This window comes from Streptomyces sp. DH41 (assembly GCF_029813785.1).
GTDB lineage: Bacteria > Actinomycetota > Actinomycetes > Streptomycetales > Streptomycetaceae > Streptomyces.
Genome location: NZ_JARVKY010000003.1, coordinates 293,001 through 310,172, shown reverse-complemented (window position 1 = coordinate 310,172; position 17,172 = coordinate 293,001). Strand labels below are relative to the sequence as shown.

At 70.3% G+C, this 17,172-nt stretch carries 12 protein-coding genes; 5 read left to right on the top strand and 7 right to left on the bottom strand.

Translation table 11 applies throughout. The features are described 5' to 3' along the window. Positions 1 to 13 precede the first annotated feature (13 nt). From QC283_RS07930 to QC283_RS07910, 5 genes are all read right to left on the bottom strand, one after another. Positions 14 to 1,015 (bottom strand): proline racemase family protein, encoded by a 1,002-nt coding sequence (locus QC283_RS07930; RefSeq protein WP_279560658.1) that lies wholly within the window; start codon positions 1,013 to 1,015, stop codon positions 14 to 16. A 2-nt stretch (positions 1,016 to 1,017) separates the two neighbouring features. Continuing rightward, a complete protein-coding gene (locus QC283_RS07925) occupies positions 1,018 to 1,914 on the bottom strand; it encodes a dihydrodipicolinate synthase family protein (RefSeq protein WP_279560657.1) in 897 nt (298 codons plus the stop codon). 127 nt (positions 1,915 to 2,041) lie between these two features. Beyond that, complete coding sequence (locus QC283_RS07920; RefSeq protein ID WP_279560656.1) at positions 2,042 to 3,466, bottom strand: NAD(P)/FAD-dependent oxidoreductase; 1,425 nt, start codon at positions 3,464 to 3,466, stop codon at positions 2,042 to 2,044. Positions 3,467 to 3,524: 58 nt separating this feature from the next. After that, positions 3,525 to 3,806, bottom strand: coding sequence for a (2Fe-2S)-binding protein (locus QC283_RS07915; protein ID WP_279560655.1), 282 nt, complete (start codon positions 3,804 to 3,806; stop codon positions 3,525 to 3,527). Beyond that, the gene (locus tag QC283_RS07910; protein ID WP_279560654.1) at positions 3,803 to 4,969 is read right to left on the bottom strand and encodes an NAD(P)/FAD-dependent oxidoreductase; all 1,167 of its coding nucleotides are present in this window, start codon (positions 4,967 to 4,969) and stop codon (positions 3,803 to 3,805) included. The genes QC283_RS07915 and QC283_RS07910 overlap by 4 nt, the downstream gene beginning before the upstream one ends. 377 nt (positions 4,970 to 5,346) lie before the next feature. Here QC283_RS07910 and QC283_RS07905 point away from each other — a divergent pair, with 377 nt between their 5' ends. Further along, complete coding sequence (locus QC283_RS07905) at positions 5,347 to 6,690, top strand: MFS transporter (RefSeq protein ID WP_279560801.1); 1,344 nt, start codon at positions 5,347 to 5,349, stop codon at positions 6,688 to 6,690. 120 nt (positions 6,691 to 6,810) lie between these two features. Here the strand turns inward: QC283_RS07905 and QC283_RS07900 are convergent, their stop codons facing one another. Together QC283_RS07900 and QC283_RS07895 are read right to left on the bottom strand one after the other, a co-directional pair. After that, entirely contained in the window at positions 6,811 to 8,532 is a 1,722-nt protein-coding gene (locus QC283_RS07900; RefSeq protein ID WP_279560653.1) for a carbohydrate-binding module family 20 domain-containing protein, read from the bottom strand. Between the two features lie 360 nt (positions 8,533 to 8,892). Continuing rightward, a complete protein-coding gene (locus tag QC283_RS07895) occupies positions 8,893 to 9,771 on the bottom strand; it encodes a sigma-70 family RNA polymerase sigma factor (RefSeq protein ID WP_279560652.1) in 879 nt (292 codons plus the stop codon). An 83-nt stretch (positions 9,772 to 9,854) separates the two neighbouring features. Here QC283_RS07895 and QC283_RS07890 point away from each other — a divergent pair, with 83 nt between their 5' ends. The 4 genes from QC283_RS07890 to QC283_RS07875 all read left to right on the top strand — a co-directional run bounded on the left by QC283_RS07890 (position 9,855) and on the right by QC283_RS07875 (position 17,122). Beyond that, positions 9,855 to 10,304, top strand: a complete 450-nt coding sequence (locus tag QC283_RS07890; protein WP_279560651.1) for a carboxymuconolactone decarboxylase family protein — start codon at positions 9,855 to 9,857, stop codon at positions 10,302 to 10,304. A 226-nt stretch (positions 10,305 to 10,530) separates the two neighbouring features. Continuing rightward, positions 10,531 to 11,400, top strand: coding sequence for an endonuclease/exonuclease/phosphatase family protein (locus tag QC283_RS07885; protein WP_279560800.1), 870 nt, complete (start codon positions 10,531 to 10,533; stop codon positions 11,398 to 11,400). A gap of 87 nt (positions 11,401 to 11,487) precedes the next feature. Then, positions 11,488 to 12,501: a LacI family DNA-binding transcriptional regulator gene (locus tag QC283_RS07880; RefSeq protein WP_279560650.1), complete on the top strand. Its 1,014-nt coding sequence runs from the start codon at positions 11,488 to 11,490 to the stop codon at positions 12,499 to 12,501. A gap of 331 nt (positions 12,502 to 12,832) precedes the next feature. Continuing rightward, positions 12,833 to 17,122, top strand: a complete 4,290-nt coding sequence (locus QC283_RS07875; RefSeq protein WP_279560649.1) for a discoidin domain-containing protein — start codon at positions 12,833 to 12,835, stop codon at positions 17,120 to 17,122. Positions 17,123 to 17,172: the final 50 nt, after the last annotated feature.

Genomic DNA, 17,172 nt, shown 5'->3' with positions numbered 1-17,172 from the left:
CACGCGGGAGCGCTCAGAGAGTGAAACCGGCCTGGTACGGGTCCGACGGGTCGAGCAGGTACTGCGCGGTGCCGGTGATCCAGGCGCGTCCGGTGACGGACGGCAGGACGGCCGGCCGGTCCCCGACCGTCGTCTCGCCGAGAAGGCGGCCGGTGAACCGGGAGCCGATGAACGACTCGTTGACGAAGTCCCGGCCGACCGGCAGCCGGCCGCGGGCGTGCAGTTGCGCCATCCGGGCGCTGGTGCCCGTGCCGCACGGCGACCGGTCGAACCATCCCGGATGGATCGCCATGGCGTGCCGCGAGTGCTCCGCGGTCGATCCGGGGGCTTCCAGATAGACATGGTGGCAGACGTCGATGGCGGGATTCTCGGGGTGGGTGACCGGGTTCCGCGCGTTGATCGCGTCCATGACGGCCAGGCTGGCGTCGAGCATCCGCGGCTTCTGCGCCCGTTCGAAGGGGATCCCGAGATCCTCCAGCCGGACGAAGGCGTAGAAGTTGCCGCCGTAGGCGATGTCGTAACGCACCGGGCCGTAGCCCTCGACGTCGACGACCTGGTCGAGCGCGTGGCAGTACGACGCCACGTTCTCCAGGGTCACCGATTCGGCGTGGCCGTCGCGCACCCGGACATGGGCCGTGACCAGCCCCGCGGGGGTGTCGAGACGGACCAGGGTTTCCGGCTCGACGGCCTCGACCATGCCCGTCTCGACGAGGACCGTCGCGACGCCGATGGTGCCGTGTCCGCACATCGGCAGGCAGCCGGACACCTCGATGAACAGGACCCCGTAGTCCGCGTCCGGACGGGTCGGTGGCTGCAGGATCGCCCCGGACATCGACGCGTGTCCACGCGGTTCGCACATGAGCAGGGTGCGCAGGTGGTCGCGTTCGGCGATGAAACGCTGTCGCCGTTCGAACATGGTCGCGCCGGGGAGGACACCGACGCCGCCGGTGATCACCCGGGTGGGCATGCCCTCGGTGTGGGAGTCGACGGCGTGGTAGCAGACGGCCGAGCGCATCGTCAGTCGGTCCCGGCGTCGATGAGGGCCTGGGTGGCGGCGCGCACGACGGCCTCGGTCTCAGGGCTGAGCGGCTGCCGGGGTGGGCGGCAGCCACCGCCACGCCGGCCGGTCATGTCCTGGCCGAGCTTGATGGCCTGGACGAACTCGGTCTTGCTGTCCCAGCGCAGGATGGGATGCAGTCGGCGGTAGAGCGGCAGGGCCGTCCCCAGGTCGCCGGCGACCGCCGCCTCGTACAGGGCGAGGCAGGCTCGGGGGAAGACCTGCGGATAGCCGGCGACCCAGCCCTTGGCGCCGGCGACGGCGACCTCCAGCACGGTGTCGTCGGTGCCGATCAGGAGGTCGAGGCCGGGCGCCAGCTCGGCGATCTCGTAGCAGCGCCGGACGTCCCCGGAGAACTCCTTGACTCCGACGATGAACCCTTCGGCGTGCAGTTTGGCCAGCAGCTCCGGGCGCAGGTCGACCTTGGTGTCGATGGGGTTGTTGTACGCGGTGACGGGGAGGCCGGCCGAGGCCACCAGCTCGTAATGCTCCAGGACGGCGCGGTCGTCGGCACGGTAGGCGTTGGGCGGCAGGCACATGACGGCCTGGCAGCCGGCGTCCCTGGCGAACTCGGCGTGCCGCCTGGCCTCGACGCCGCCGTACGCGCCGACGCCCGGCATGACGGTGAAGCCCTCGGGGGCGCTCGCCACGGCCGTCTCGACGACGCGGTCGCGCTCCTCGTACGTCAGCGTCTGGTACTCCCCCAGCGACCCGTTCGGCGCGACGCCGTGCAGCCCCTGCTCGGCGAGGTGGGCGACGCTGTCCGCGTAGGCGCCGTAGTCGACCTGGAGACCGGTGGTGAACGGCAGACTCGTCGCGACGACGACACCGTGCCAGGGCTTGCGGTTACCACTCATGGGCTGCTCCTTCTTGGTTCTCACTGGTCTTTCCGTTGTGTTCTCGCTGGTCTTTCCGTTGTGTTCTCGCTGGTCTTTCCGTGGTTTCGCTTGGTCCTTGTGCGTTCTCGCTGGTCCTTGTGCGTTCTCATTGGCGTGCGTCCAGGTCCGCGAGCGCGCCGAGGGTGACCGGTGTCGCGATGAGCCGTTCCGCGGGTGCGTAGGCTCGGTCCGTTGCCGCGAGGCAGTGCACGGCGGGCCCGCAGATCCTGCCCTGGCACCACCCCATGCCGGCCCGGGTCAGCTGTTTGACCTGCCGGTGGTCGTGGGCCCCGCCCTCGGCGCAGGCGGCGCGGACCGCGCCCGCGGTCACCTCCTCGCACCGGCACACGACGGTTTCGTCGGTCAGCCACGCGGGCCATGCCGCCGGAAGGGGGTGGGCGAGGGCCATCGCCCGGGCGAAGGCGCGGTGCCTGGCCACCGTGGCGCGCACCGCGGCCAGGCGCCTGCCGCGCGGTACGGCAGCTGCCGCGCCGTCGGCGAGGACCGACGCGGCGGCGAGGCGGCCCTCGGCGAGGGCGAGGGGTGCTCCGCCGACGCCGCAGACCTCGCCCGCCGCGTAGAGGCCGGGGACGGTGGTGCGCTGCCCGTCGTCCACGGTGACGACCGCGTTGCCGTCGGCGGCGTCGGTGAGGGCGCAGCCGAGGGGGGTCAGCAGGTCGAGTTGGGGTGCGAAGCCCCAGCCGACGCCCACGGCGTCGACGTCGACGCGTCGCCGCGTGCCGGGACGCGGGGCGCCGTCGGGGGTGAGCGAGGCGATGCGGACCGAGGTCACCCGGTCGGTTCCCTCGGCGCCGACGATGGCCGTGCGCGGGCGGATCCGGATGCCGTGGCGGGCGAGGGCGGCACCGTAGCGCGCTCCTTCGGCCCACTTGGCGGGGTTGCGCAGCAGCGGGCCGGGGTGCCGCAGCCACGCCAGTGGGTGGGCGGCCTCGCACACGGCGACGACCTCGACTCCGCGGGCGGCGAGGCCGGCGGCGACCGGCAGCAGGAACGGACCGGTGCCGCCGAGCGCCACGCGGCGGCCCGCCGTGACCCCACCGCCCTTGAGCAGGGCCTGGAGGCCGCCGATGGTGAGCACACCGGGCAGATCCCAGCCGGGGAAGGGCAGTTGACGGTCGTAGGCCCCCGTCGCCACGAGCAGCCGGGGTGCGCGCAGGGTGACGGCGGACTCCTCGGGGGCCTGGCGCCGGTCGACGGCGTGCACCGTGAAGGCGTCGTCGTCCCGGGTCACGGACCAGACGTGGTGTGCCGGACGGAGTTCGAGCCGGCCCCGGTCCCGCCCCGTCGACAGCGCCTCGGTCAGGCTGCGGTAGGTGCGCAGCCCGTGGTGGAGGTCGTCGGTCGGGATGGCCGCCCGGGTGTGCTCCGGCGGGTGCCGCCAGTACTGGCCGCCGGCGCTGGTGCCCGAGTCGACGAGCACGACGCGCAGTCCACCGGCCAGAGCGGTGGCCGTCGCGGCCATGCCGGCCGGTCCGGCGCCCACGACGAGAAGGTCCGCCGGTCCAGTCATCGCTCTCCTCCCGCGTCCGCCGGTCCAGTCGTCGCTGCTCCCGGGTCCGCCGGTCGAGTCATCGCCGGCCTCCGCGTCGTCCGGTCCGGTCATCGCCGTCCTCCCGGGTCATGACGGTCATGTCCGCGCGTGCCGGTACCAGGCAGGCGCGCTGTCCCGCGGTGCCGTCGATGGTCACGAGGCAGTCGAAGCAGACGCCGATCCCGCAGAAGACACCGCGTGGGCGGCCTTCGACGCGGGTGGTGCGCCAGGCGACGCGGCCCGCGGCCACGAGGGCGGCGGCGACGGTCTGTCCTTCGACGAACGGCAGTGGTTCGCCGTCGACGGTGATCCGGCTCACTGGAGGTCACCTCCGGTGGTGAGGAAACGATCGGGCAGGAGTCCGGTGTGCGCCGCCGGATCGGCTCCGCGCCAGGGACGGCCGAGCAGGTGGGCCGTCACGAGGGCGCCGGTGCCGGGGGCGAGGCCGATACCCGCGCCCTCGTGTCCGCAGGCGTGGACGACTCCCGGGGCCCTCGGGTCCGGTCCGACGACCGGCAGGTGGTCCGGGCAGTACGGGCGGAAGCCGCGGTAGGCGCGGATCAGGTGAGTGTCCCGCAGGAAGGGGAAGAGGGCGCACGCCTGTGCGGCGAGCCGGGCGATCACGGCGGGGTTCATGGCCGTGTCGAAACCGACGCGTTCCCGGCTGGCGCCGATGAGGATCGTGCCGCCGCGGGTGCCCTCGACAACGCAGGAGGTCTCCAGTCCGGCGTCACCGGAGGCGACGTTGGCCACATAGTCGGCCGAGTAGACCTTGTGCCGGACCATGGGTGGCAGCGGTTCGGTCACGAGGACGAAGCCGCGCCGCGGGAGCACCTCGACGGGCGCGCCGAGCCGGCGGCCGACCTCGCCGCCCCAGGTGCCGGCGGCGTTGACGACGGCTTCGGCGCTCAGCGTGTCGCCGGTGGCCGTCCGGACGCCGGCGATCTCGCCGTTTCGGCCGGTGACGGCGCCGACGACCTCTCCCGTGCGGAAGCGGGCTCCGCGTTCCTCGGCGGCGCGCAGCAGGGCGGCGGCTGCCAGGACGGGCTGCACCTGGGCGTCCTGGGGGTAGTGGACGCCGCCGGGGATCGCGGGGGCGAGGTGGGGTTCGAGGTCGTGGACGCGGTCGACCGGTTCGACGCGGACGCCGGCTACGGCCTGCCGGGCGGCGAACTCGCCGAGCGTCGCGAGGGCTTCGGGGGTGCTCGCCACCACCAGGCCGCCCTTGGTCTCCAGTTCGAAGGTGTCCGGTCCGAGTTCCTCGCCCGCCTCGTCCCACAGCGTGCGGCTCAGGCGGGCCAGCTCGAGTTCGGGTCCCGGTTCCTTGTCGGACAGGAGGACGTTGCCCTCCCCCCTGCTCGTCGTGCCGGCGCCGACGGGTCCGCGGTCGACGACCGTGACGTCCAGGCCCGCCGAGGCGGCGTGGAAGGCACACGCGGCGCCGACGACGCCCGCGCCCACGACGACGACCTTCGAAGTCATCGATCTCGCCCCCTCAGTGCAATGTCACATGACATCGCTCAGGTTATACATCTGTTCGGCCGCACACAATGACGCCCTCGATCGGACTGGTCGCCGGACGCGAGAGGGCCGGCGCTCCGGATGTTCCGGTACCGTCGGTGTCATGTCTGCAGCTTCGTGCGCGGCTTGTGCCGCGGTGACGAGGGCGCTCCGCTAGCGGCGGGGCGTTCGTCTCACTCTCGTTGAACGTGTCGTCGCTTCGTGGTCGAACCGGAGCGGCACGTTCGTGCTGCTCGGAACCTCTTCTGAGCAACGGAGCATTTTCGGTGTCTTCAGGCATCCTCTTCGCGCGCCGGGACGCGTCTTCCCCGGTGCGTGCGTGGCTGGCGCTGTGCTGCATGGCCATGCTGCAGTTCTTCATCGCGGTCGACGTCACCGTCGTCAATGTCGCCCTGCCCTCGATCGGCGCCGACTTCGGCGTCGACGGTCACGCGCTGACCTGGGTCGTGGTCGGGTACACGATCACCGGCGGCGGGCTGCTGATGCTCGGTGGCCGGCTGGGTGACGTACTCGGCAGGCGCCGCGTCCTGCTGCTCGGCACAGCTCTCTTCGGTGCCGCTTCTCTGCTGGCCGGGCTCGCACCCTCCTTCGCCCTGCTGGTGACGGCGAGGCTGCTGCAGGGCGTCGGTGAGGCGATCGCGCTTCCCGCCGCGATGGCGGTGATCGTGCTCATGTTCCCCGACGGGCCGAGCAGGTCGCGGGCGTTGAGCGTGTGGGCGGCCGTCGCGAGCTGTGGCCTCGTTCTCGGGTTCGTGGTCTCCGGGTTCATCACCGAGTTGCTCGGCTGGCGGTGGATCTTCCTGGTGTCCGTGCCCTTCATCCTGGTGGTGCTCGTGGCAGCGGTCTTCCTCGTGCCGGGCGAACGGCCTTCCGGGTCGTCGGCGTTGGATCTTCCCGGTTCGTTCCTGCTGGTCGCGGCTCCGCTGCTGTTCGCCCTCGGGGTCGTCGAGGCGGGCGAGGGGGACAGCACGGCGCCGTGGCTGCCTCCGGTGGCGCTGGTGGGCGCGGTAGTGGCCGGGGCCCTGTTCGTCGGAGTCGAGCGGCGTGCACGTGATCCGCTGGTGCCGCTGCGGTTCTTCCGCAACCGTCCACGTGTCCTGGCCAACCTGGCCACCGCTCTGGTGAGCGCGGCACTGTCGACCTCGTTCCTGCTGTTCACCTACTACCTTCAGGACCGGTTGGGTGCCGGTCCGCTCCGGGCCGGGCTGACCATGCTGCCTCTGGCCGTGTCCCTGATCGGGGCCTCCGTGCTGGTCCCGCGGTTGCTCGGACGGTGGGGCGCCCGGGCCTGCGTCCTTGGGGGAATCGGTTTCACCGGGCTGGCGATGGCCGCCATCGCCCTGGTCTCCCGCTTCGACGCCGCCGGTCCGGCGATGATCCCGGCCATGGTGTTCATCGCGGCCGGGATGGGGCTCGGGATCGTCGGGCTTCAGTACGTCGCGGTGACCGGGGTGACCGAGGACGATGCCGGCATCGCCTCCGGCGTGCAGCGCGCCGCCGACCAACTGGGCGGGGCCACCGGGGTCACGGTCTACGTCGGCCTCGGGTTCGCTCCGGCCATGGGAGGCGTCGACCCCTACCTCGCCAGTAGCGTCCTGGCCGTCGTCGGGCTCGCCGTGGCCGGTCTCGTCACCTGGCGGATCTCCATGCCCGCCGCGCCGGCGGAGGAAGCGCTCGGCTGACCTCGGACAGGGCCGCGCCACGGCCTTGCGAGCGGGTCGGCGCTCGAAAGGCCGTGGCGCGAGGTGGGCCGGCCCCGCCGCAGGAGGCGGGGACGGCCACGGGACGACGCTGAGGCGGGGTCAGTCGCGCCAGGTGTCGTTCAGAGTGATCTTGGTGGACGTGGTGGTCGCGGTACGGTTGGCGCCGCTCTCCCAGGTCACGTTCCCTGACTGGTCCTTGCGGATGTACTTGTACTCGAAGGACGTGCCTTCGGGGAGTTCCACGTCCAGTTTCCACACCGGGTAGGCGGCCGGGTCGAGCTTGAGGGCGCTGCCCGGGTTCCAGTTGCCCAGTTCGGGCCTGTTGCCGGTCACGTAGATGTTCTGGCCCAGGTTGGTGGTGGCGTCGACGGCGAAGGACACGCCGGAGGTCACCGGGTCGGGATCGGGGTCGGATCCGCCGTCGCAGGTGCGGGCACCGACATGCAGGGCCAGGGCCGTGTTGGCACCGAGGGTGGCGGTGAACCGGCCGGATCCGTCGACGGTGACGCCCTTGCCGGACTGGACGTCGCAGTAGTCGCCGGCGGGCAGCGACGTCTGGAACGTACGGCTCAGCGAGGAGCCCTCGTGGTTGATGGCGACGTACGCCTTGCTGCCGCGGCCGAAGGCGATCTGGTCGCCCCCGTTGTCCCACCAGTCGGTCACCGACTGGCCGCGGGCGGAGTTGCGGAAGCCGACCATGGAGGAGATCTCGCGCCAGGCGTGCTGGCACTTCCAGCCGTCGCTGTAGCAGGCGTTCACCTGGCCGCCGCTCGGCGGGCCCGCGTCGCGGTCGGAGAACTCGTAACCGGAGTGCACGTCGGGGTTGCCGTACGGCCAGGCCAGCATGAAGACGTGGGCCAGTGTGTAGTTGGCGCCGTCCTTGTAGCTGAGGGTCTCGCCGTTGCGCTCGGTGTCGTGGTTGGCGACGAAGACGTTGGACTTGTCCGAGGCCATGTAGCCCCAGCCCTCGCCGAAGTTCTTCAGGTACGCGAGGTTCTCGCCGTTGAAGACGCGCTTGAGGTCGCGTCCGTAGCGGAACTCCTGGACGTCGCCGCTGCCGAGGTACTCGGTCGGGGAGACCGCCTCGCCGGCGCCGTAGATGGCCTCGTGCTTCCAGTACACGTTCGGGTCGCTGAGCCGGGACTTGATGTCGGCCAGGTCGCCGGCGGCCATGTGTTTGGCCGCGTCGATCCGGAAGCCGTCGACGCCCAGGGACAGCAGGTCGTTGAGGTAGCCGGCGATCCTGCCCCGTACGTAGTCCTCACCGGTGTCCAGGTCCGCGAGCCCGACCAGCTCGCAGTCCTGGACGTTGGAGCGGTTGCGGTAGTCGTTGATCTCCGAGGTGCAGCTGTCGAAGTCGGGCGCCGAGTAGATGCCCGGGTAGTTGTACTTCGTGTACGACGAGCCGCCGGTTCCGGTGCCGTTGCCGGCCGACATGTGGTTGATGACCGAGTCGGCGATGACCTTCACACCCGCCGCGTGACACGTGTCGACCATGCTCTTGAACTGTCCGCGGTCCCCGAGGCGGCCCGCGATCTTGTAGCTGACCGGCTGGTAGGAGGTCCACCACTGTCCGCCCTGGATGTGCTCCTGCGGCGGGGAGACCTGGACGAAGCCGTAGCCGGCCGGGCCGAGGGTGTCGGTGCACGCCTTGGCGACGGAGTTGAACTTCCACTCGAACATCACCGCGGTGACGTCCTTGTCGCCGGGCGGGGAAGCCTGCGCCGGCGCCGCGGTCGTGAGGAGGCCGCCGGCCACGCCGGCGGTGAGGGCGAGCGCTGCCGCGGTGCTTCTTCGCGCTCTGCTGGTGCTCCCGTACATGGAGTCTCCCGGGTGAGGATGCGGGGTCGCGTCGGGTGCCGACCGACGACTGACTGGGGAGTCGGCACATCCTTGCAATACGTTGCTGCAAGATGACTGCAAGGTGTTGCGGTCGTGACCGTAAGGGCGCCGTTCAACTACCGTCAACCCCTTGGACACACCCGATCGAGCACCTGATGAATCGCCAGTCCGTCTGCGACATAGGCCCGTTGAGTGACGGTCCGGCGAGGAAAGTCGCAGTACAACCTCTTCACGACACCGCCGTGCGAGGACAACTCCTCCCTGCGGTAAGAGTTTTCTGCAATTTTCCGGAGGCACCCCCGTACGACCGCGGCTCGACCGTGCCGCGGTCCGAGGGACTCACGCCGGATCGGGCAGGTCCGACAAGGCGAGTTCGGCCGGGTCGATCACGACCGTGATCTCGGTGATCCGGCCGTTGACGACGGTGAACGCGAGGAGAGAGAGCGGGGTGCCGTCCTCACACCAGGAAAGGATCCCGGGGAGGCCGTTGACCAGCACCGTCCGACCCCGCGCGGCGGTACTGGCGGACAGCCGCGCGCCGGCCGCTACCTTGGTGGCGCCGAGGGTGACGACTACGCCGGACGGGGTGTCGACGGTCAGCTTCACCTCGGGGTCGAGTACCCGCAGCAACTCCTCGAAGTCGCCGCGGCGAGCCGCCGCCTGGAAGGCATGGACCACCTCTCGCTGCTCCCGTACGGGACCGGTCGGCCGCTCGATCGCCCGCACCTTCCTGCGGGCGCGGCTGGCGAGCATCTTGGCGGCGGCGGTGGACTTGCCGAGGATGTGGCCGATCTCGTCGAACGGCACCGCGAACAGGTCGTGCAGCACGAACGCCAGCCGCTCGCTCGGCCCGAGCGACTCCAGGACGACGAGCAGCGCGAGCCCGACCGAGTCACCGAGCACCGCGTCGTCCTCGGGAACGGCACCGTCATCGATCGTCACCACCAGCTCGGACAGGTGGTCGCCATAGGACGCCTCCGGGCGGGCCTGACGCGAACGCAGGACATCCAGGCTGATCCGGCCGACCACCGTGGTCAGCCAGCCGGCGAGGTTGTGGATGGTCGCCACGTCCTGGCGGGAGAGGCGCAGCCAGGCCTCCTGGACCACCTCCTCGGCGTCGGCGTGCGACCCGAGCACGCGGTGGGCGACCGCGCGCAGCCGGTCGCGCTGGGCCTCGAACGCCTCGGCCATCAGGTTCGCCGGGCTGGTGTCGGACATGGGGTCACCTTTCCCGGTTCCGCTCCGTCATGGGTGATGACGGGCCCGAAGGGGCGCGGGTAACCGATGAAGGAGCCACACCGATGGAAGCACGCGTGAACGGCCCGGCGAATCCGGACATGATCACAGCGATCCAGTACCTCTACAAGGCGATTCACGCCGGCGGCGCCGACCGGCGCCTGCTGTCGCTGATCCACCTGCGTACCAGCCAGATCAACGGGTGCAGCCCGTGCGTCTTCGCCTCGACCGAGTCGGCGCGGAAGGCCGGGGAGACGGACGAGCGGCTGCACAACGTGGTCGCGTGGCGCGACACACCCTTCTACACCGAGGCAGAGCGGGCGGCCCTCGCCCTGACCGAGGCCGCCACCCGGCTCCAGGACGGCGCACCGGGCGTGACCGACGAGATCTGGGACACCGCCGCCGGCCACTTCAGCGAGGAACAACTGGGCGCGATCACCTTGGAGATCGCACTGACCAACTTCTTCAACCGGATCAATCGCACGATCCGCGAACAGGCCGGCAAGACCTGGTGAGCGGGGCGGCGCGGCCTCCCCGGAAGGCCAGGCAGCCCCGACCCACAGGTTTTTGACTACGCCTCGATCAGGCGGCGGGCCCGGAGCGGAGCCTTGATCGACGGGCAGTACGGTGTCGCTGGTGAAGTTCAGCCATCCGTTCCGTACTCCTCGCGGCGGGCACCCGTCCTCGCCGTGGTCCCGGGGGCGGGCCGTCGCCGTCGCCGCGGTGCTGACGTCCGCCCTGATGGTGTTCCACGGTGTGGTTCCCAACGGGTTGGGCGGGCTGGGCAGTCTGCTGGAGTCGTTCCTGCCGTGGCTCGGCGTGGTGGTCGTGGTGCTGCTCGTCCTGGCGCTGGTGCGCCGTTCGGCGCTCGCGCTGGTGGCTCTGCTTCTGCCGGTCGCGGCCTGGACGTACCTCTTCGGCGGTCTGCTCCTGCCCGCGCCGGAGCCCGGCGCCGACGACCTGGTCGTGGTGCAGCACAACGTCAGCGACGAGAACAGCGACCCCGCGGGCACGGCCCGCGCCCTGGCGGATGCCGGGCCCGACCTCATCGCCCTCCAGGAGCTGGTGTCCCCGGCGCTCGCGGTGTACGAGGAGGCTCTCGCACCGGACTACCCGTACCGGACGGTGCGGGGCACCGTCGGACTCTGGTCGAAGCATCCGCTGACCGACGCCGGGCCGCTCGACATCAAGCCCCGGGGCATAGAGGAGGGGTGGAACCGCGGGCTGCGGGCCGTGGCGCACACTCCGCACGGTGCGGCCGCCGTCTACGTCGCGCACCTGCCCTCGGTCCGTGTCCGGGCGAGCGGCCTCGCGTCGTCCTGGCGTGACGAGAGCGCCGGCCTGCTGGGCGACGCCGTCGCGGCCGAGGAGCTGAACAGGGTGATCCTGTTGGGTGACCTCAACGGCACGGTCGACGACCGCGCGCTGGATCCGCTGACCGATCGCCTGGAAGTGGCCGAGCGGGGCGTCGCCCTCAGCTTCCCCACCGCCTTTCCGCTGGCCCGGATCGACCAGGTCATGGCCCGCGACGCGCGCGTCCGCCACATCCGCACCCTGCCCGCCACCGGCAGCGATCACCTGCCGGTGGCCGCCCGGATCGCGCTGGACTGAGGGGGCGCATGCCTCACAGCCGGACGCAACGGTCTCCACAGGACCGGCCAGCAAGCCGCTTGCGGGGTTTGCGTTAGCCTTTCGTGTGTGACACGACGACTTGCTCAGGTGGCGAAGAAGGTCGGGGTCAGCGAGGCCACGGTCAGCCGGGTCCTCAATGGCAAGCCCGGTGTTTCCGAGGCGACCCGGCAGTCCGTGCTGAGCGCGTTGGACGTCCTGGGGTACGAGCGGCCGACGCAGCTGCGGGGTGAGCGCGCGCGGTTGGTGGGGCTGGTGCTGCCGGAGTTGCAGAACCCGATCTTTCCGGCGTTCGCCGAGGTCATCGGTGGTGCGCTGGCCCAGCAGGGGCTGACGCCGGTGCTGTGCACGCAGACCAAGGGCGGCGTCTCCGAGGCCGACTACGTCGAGTTGCTGCTGCAGCAGCAGGTGTCGGGCGTGGTCTTCGCCGGCGGTGGCCTGTTCGCCCAGGCCGACGCCCCGCACGATCACTACCGGCTGCTCGCGGAACGCAACATCCCCGTGGTGCTCATCAACGCCTCCATCGCGGACCTCGACTTTCCCTGCATCGCGTGCGACGACGCGGTGGCCGTGGAGCAGTCCTGGCGGCACCTGGTCTCCCTCGGGCACGAGCGCATCGGCCTGGTGCTCGGCCCCAGCGATCACATCCCCTCCCGCAGGAAACTGGCCGCCGCCCGGCAAGCGGCCGAGGCCATGAACGCGGAGCTTCCCGAGGAGTTCGTCGAGCGGGCCATGTTCTCCCTCGAAGGCGGCCAGGCTGCCGCCTCCCGCCTCCTGGAACGCGGAGTCACCGGCATCATCTGCGCCAGCGACCCCCTCGCCCTCGGCGCCGTCCGCGCCGCCCGCCGACGCGGACTCCACGTCCCCCACGACATCTCCGTCGTCGGCTACGACGACTCCGCCTTCATGACCTGCACCGAACCCCCGCTCACCACCGTCCGCCAACCCATCGAAGCCATGGGACGCGCCGCCGTCGACCTCCTCTGCGCCCAGATCCAGGGCACCGAAGTACCCCACGGAGAGCTGCTCTTCGAACCCGAACTCGTCGTCCGCGGCTCCACGGCACAGGCATCCGCCAAGTAGGCGGACAGGCTGAACAGCAGGACTCTTCCCCGGCTCCGATCCGCAAGCCTCTTGCGGGAAATGGCAGTGGCTTGCGGCTACCCGACGTAGCCCGTGAAAGCCCCTGATCCGGGTCTCACCCGAGGCTTCCCCGGGCTTCACTGAGAGCACTCCACCCCGCTCGGTGCCGATATCGCGCTGCCTTCTCTGTGGACGACTCGACAGTTCTCTGCAACTCTCTGAGCGCTCAACGTAAATGGCGGAGAAATTCGAGTGTCCGTCTGATGAGCGCATCCGACTGAGCCGTGCCTCGTGTCCATGCGGAGCGAGGCGGAGATCGGGGACAGAACAGATGAGAATCCGGAACCGGAGATCACGTGCTCTGTGCACCGTGGTCGCGACCAGTCTCCTGGCGCTGGGAGGACCGTTGCTGTCGGCCTCGGCAGCCGGTGGGCCCAACATCGCCGTGGGGGACGCCACGGCGGCGAGCAGCTCGCACGGCGAGTACGGCGCCGCCAACATCACCGACGGCGACCAGGGTTCGTACTGGCAGAGCGGCGGCGGCAGCCTGCCCCAGTGGGTACAGACCGACCTCGGTGCCATCGAGCGGATCGACGAGGTCGTCCTGAGACTGCCCGCCGGCTGGGAGAGACGCGACCAGACGCTCTCGGTCCAGGGCAGCGCCGACGGCACGAGCTTCAGCACGCTGAAGAGTTCCGCCACCTATGCCTTCAGCCCGGGGTCGGGCAACACGGTCACCGTGAGCTTCCCCGCCACTCGGACGCGGTTCGTCCGGATCGATGTCACGGCGAACACCGGGTGGCAGGCGGCCCAGCTCTCCGAGCTCGAAGTACACGCGGCCGGGGAGACGTCCACGAACCTCGCCGCCGGCCGCCGGCTGACGGCAAGCAGTTCCACGGGCGCCTACACACCGGGGAACGGAAACGACGGCAACAAGGCCACCTACTGGGAGAGTTCCAGCAACGACCTGCCGCAGTGGCTCCAGGCCGACCTCGGCACCTCCCGTCGGATCGACCGCATCGTGCTGCGCCTGCCGGACGGCTGGCCGGCCCGCAGCCAGACCCTGAAGATACAGAGCAGCGACAACGGCTCGGACTTCACCGACCTGACCGCTGCAAAGGCGCACACCTTCGACGCGGCGGGCGGCCAGTCGGCCACGATCGCCTTCGACGCGACCACCACGCGGTACGTGCGCGTCCTGGTGACGGCCAACACCGGTCAGCCGGCCGCCCAGGTCTCCGAGCTGGAGGTCTACGGCCCGGCGACCGGCGACACACAGGCCCCGACCGCGCCCGCGGACCTCGCCCTCACCGAACCGGCGACCGGTCAGGTCAGACTGACCTGGAACAGGGCCACGGACGACACGGCCGTCACCGGCTACGACGTCTACGCCAACGGCGACCTGCTGACCACGGTCGCGGGGGACGTCACCACCTACACCGACACCCGCCCGGCCGACGCGACGGTCACCTACCACGTGCGTGCCAAGGACGCGGCCGGCAACCAGTCGGGCAACAGCAACTCGGTCACCCGCCGCGCCGACACCGGTGACACGCAGGCGCCCACCGCGCCCGCGAACCTCGCCCTCACCGAACCGGCCGCCGGTCGGATCAAGCTGACCTGGGACGCCTCGACGGACGACAGGGGCGTCAGCGGCTACGACGTCTACGCCGACAACAAGCTCCGCGAGAGCGTCGCCGGTGACGTGACCACCTACACCGACACCCAGCCGGTGTCCGCGAACGTGACCTACCACGTGCGGGCGAAGGACGCGGCCGGCAACCAGTCCGGCAACAGCAACTCGGTCACCCGCACCGGCAGCGGCGGAGGGTCGAACCTGGCCGTCGGCAAGCCGATCAGCGCCTCGTCCACCATCCACACCTACGTCGCCCGGAACGCCAACGACAACAGCACGTCGACCTACTGGGAGGGGGCGGCGGGCAGCTACCCGAACACGCTCACCCTCGAGCTGGGCGCCGACGCGGACGTCGACAGCGTCGTCCTCAAGCTCAACCCGGACAACAGCTGGTCCAAGCGCACCCAGAACATCCAGGTGCTCGGACGGGAGCAGGACGCGTCCGGCTTCACCGGCCTGGTGGCCGCGAAGGACTACGTCTTCGACCCGGCCGGCGGCGACAACAGCGTGACCATCCCCGTCGACGACCGGATCGCCGACGTCCAGCTCAGGTTCACGTCCAACACCGGGGCGACGGCCGGGCAGATCGCCGAGTTCCAGGTCATCGGCGCTCCCGCGCCCAACCCGGACCTGGAGGTGACCGAGCTGACCACCTCGCCCGCCTCGCCCGTCGAGTCGGACGACATCACGGTCTCCGCCACCGTCCGCAACAGCGGCCCGGCAAACGCCCCGGCCGGCACGGTCGCCCTGCGGCTGGGCGACACCGAGGTCGCCACCGCCGAGGTCGGCGCCCTGGAGACAGGCGCGCAGAGCACGGTCAGCGCGTCCATCGGGGCACGCGAGGCCGGCTCCTACGAACTGAGCGCGGTCGCCGACGAGGCGAACGAGATCACCGAGCAGAACGAGACCAACAACACCTACACGCGGCCCGAACCGCTGGTGGTCAAACCGGTCCAGAGCTCCGACCTGGTCGCCGCGACGGTCACCACCTCGCCCTCCAGCCCGGCCGCCGGTGACGACGTGGCCTTCAAGGTCGCGCTGAGGAACCAGGGCACCCAGGACTCGGCGGGCGGCAGCCACGCGGTGACGCTCGCCCTGGTCGACTCCAAGGGCACCACGGTCAAGACGCTGACCGGTACGCACTCCGGTGTCATCGCCGCCGGCGCCACGGCCCCCGCCGTGAGCCTCGGCACCTGGAAGGCGGCCAACGGCTCGTACACCCTGAAGGTCACGGTCGCCGACGACGCGAACGAGCTGCCGGTCAAGCGGGAGAACAACACCTCCACGCAGCCGCTGTTCGTCGGGCGCGGCGCCGACATGCCGTACGACATGTACGAGGCGGAGGACGGCACGGTCGGCGGCGGCGCCAAGGTCGTCGGGCCCAACCGGACCATCGGCGACATCGCGGGCGAGGCGTCCGGCCGCAAGGCCGTGCACCTCGACGCGACCGGTGAGTACGTGGAGTTCACCACGAAGGCGGAGACCAACACCCTGGTGACCCGCTTCTCGATCCCGGACGCGCCGGGTGGCGGCGGCATCAACTCGACGATCAACGTGTACGTCGACGGCGTCATGAAGAAGGCGCTCCCGCTCACCTCGAAGTACGCCTGGCTGTACGGCAACGAGGCCGGGCCCGGCAACTCCCCCGGCGCGGGCTCGCCCCGTCACATCTACGACGAGGCGCACATCATGCTGGGCGAGACCGTACCGGCGGGCAGCAGGATCCGGCTCCAGAAGGACGCCGCGAACAGCACCGACTACGCGATCGACTTCGTCAACCTGGAGCAGGTCGCCCCGGTGGCCAACCCGGATCCGGCGGCGTACGCGGTGCCCACCGGGTTCACGCACCAGGATGTACAGAACGCGCTCGACCGGGTGCGCATGGACGCCTCCGGCAGGCTCGTCGGTGTGTACCTGCCGCCCGGGGACTACCAGACGTCGAGCAAGTTCCAGGTGTACGGCAAGGCGGTCGAGGTGGTGGGAGCCGGTCCGTGGTTCACCCGGTTCCACGCGCCCACGACGCAGGACAACACCGACGTCGGCTTCCGGGCCGATGCCACGGCGAAGGGCTCGTCGTTCGCGAACTTCGCCTACTTCGGCAACTACACCAGCCGCATCGACGGGCCGGGCAAGGTGTTCGACTTCTCCAACGTGTCGGACATCGTGATCGACAACATCTGGAACGAGCACATGGTGTGCCTCTACTGGGGCGCCAACACGGACCGGGTCACGATCAAGAACTCCCGGATCCGCAACATGTTCGCCGACGGCGTCAACATGACCAACGGCTCGACCGACAACCTCGTGTCCAACAACGACGCCCGGGCGACCGGTGACGACAGCTTCGCGCTGTTCTCGGCGATCGACGCGGGCGGCGCGGACATGAAGAACAACCTGTACGAGAACCTCACGACGACGCTGACCTGGCGCGCCGCGGGTCTCGCCGTCTACGGCGGCTACAACAACACCTTCCGCAACATCCATATCGCGGACACGCTGGTCTACTCGGGCATCACCATCAGCTCGCTGGACTTCGGTTACCCGATGAACGGCTTCGGGACGGATCCGACGACTTTCGAGAACATCTCGATCGTCCGGGCCGGCGGCCACTTCTGGGGCGGGCAGACCTTCCCGGGCATCTGGGTGTTCTCGGCGTCCAAGGTGTTCCAGGGCATCCGGGTCGACAACGTCGACATCGTCGACCCGACGTACAGCGGCATCATGTTCCAGACGAACTACGTGGGTGGGCAGCCGCAGTTCCCGATCAAGGACACCGTCTTCACCGATGTCACCATCTCGGGTGCGCGCAAGAGCGGTGACGCGTTCGACGCCAAGTCCGGCTTCGGCCTCTGGGCCAATGAGATGCCTGAGGCGGGGCAGGGGCCGGCGGTCGGTGAGGTCGTCTTCAACGGGCTGAAGCTCAGCGACAACGCCGTGGACATACGCAACACGACGTCCACCTTCAAGATCATCAGGAACCCGTAGGCCGACGTCGGCACGGCGACTGACCTGTCGGGCAGAGCGAAGACTGGCGC

Bases quoted from the DNA above. Each gene is read 5' to 3' on its own strand.
- QC283_RS07930 (WP_279560658.1), bottom strand. From the start codon at position 1,015: ATGCGCTCGGCCGTCTGCTACCACGCCGTCGACTCCCACACCGAGGGC.
- QC283_RS07925 (WP_279560657.1), bottom strand. From the start codon at position 1,914: ATGAGTGGTAACCGCAAGCCCTGGCACGGTGTCGTCGTCGCGACGAGT.
- QC283_RS07920 (WP_279560656.1), bottom strand. From the start codon at position 3,466: ATGACTGGACCGGCGGACCTTCTCGTCGTGGGCGCCGGACCGGCCGGC.
- QC283_RS07910 (WP_279560654.1), bottom strand. From the start codon at position 4,969: ATGACTTCGAAGGTCGTCGTCGTGGGCGCGGGCGTCGTCGGCGCCGCG.
- QC283_RS07905 (WP_279560801.1), top strand. From the start codon at position 5,347: ATGGCCATGCTGCAGTTCTTCATCGCGGTCGACGTCACCGTCGTCAAT.
- QC283_RS07900 (WP_279560653.1), bottom strand. From the start codon at position 8,532: ATGTACGGGAGCACCAGCAGAGCGCGAAGAAGCACCGCGGCAGCGCTC.
- QC283_RS07895 (WP_279560652.1), bottom strand. From the start codon at position 9,771: ATGTCCGACACCAGCCCGGCGAACCTGATGGCCGAGGCGTTCGAGGCC.
- QC283_RS07890 (WP_279560651.1), top strand. From the start codon at position 9,855: ATGGAAGCACGCGTGAACGGCCCGGCGAATCCGGACATGATCACAGCG.
- QC283_RS07885 (WP_279560800.1), top strand. From the start codon at position 10,531: ATGGTGTTCCACGGTGTGGTTCCCAACGGGTTGGGCGGGCTGGGCAGT.
- QC283_RS07875 (WP_279560649.1), top strand. From the start codon at position 12,833: ATGAGAATCCGGAACCGGAGATCACGTGCTCTGTGCACCGTGGTCGCG.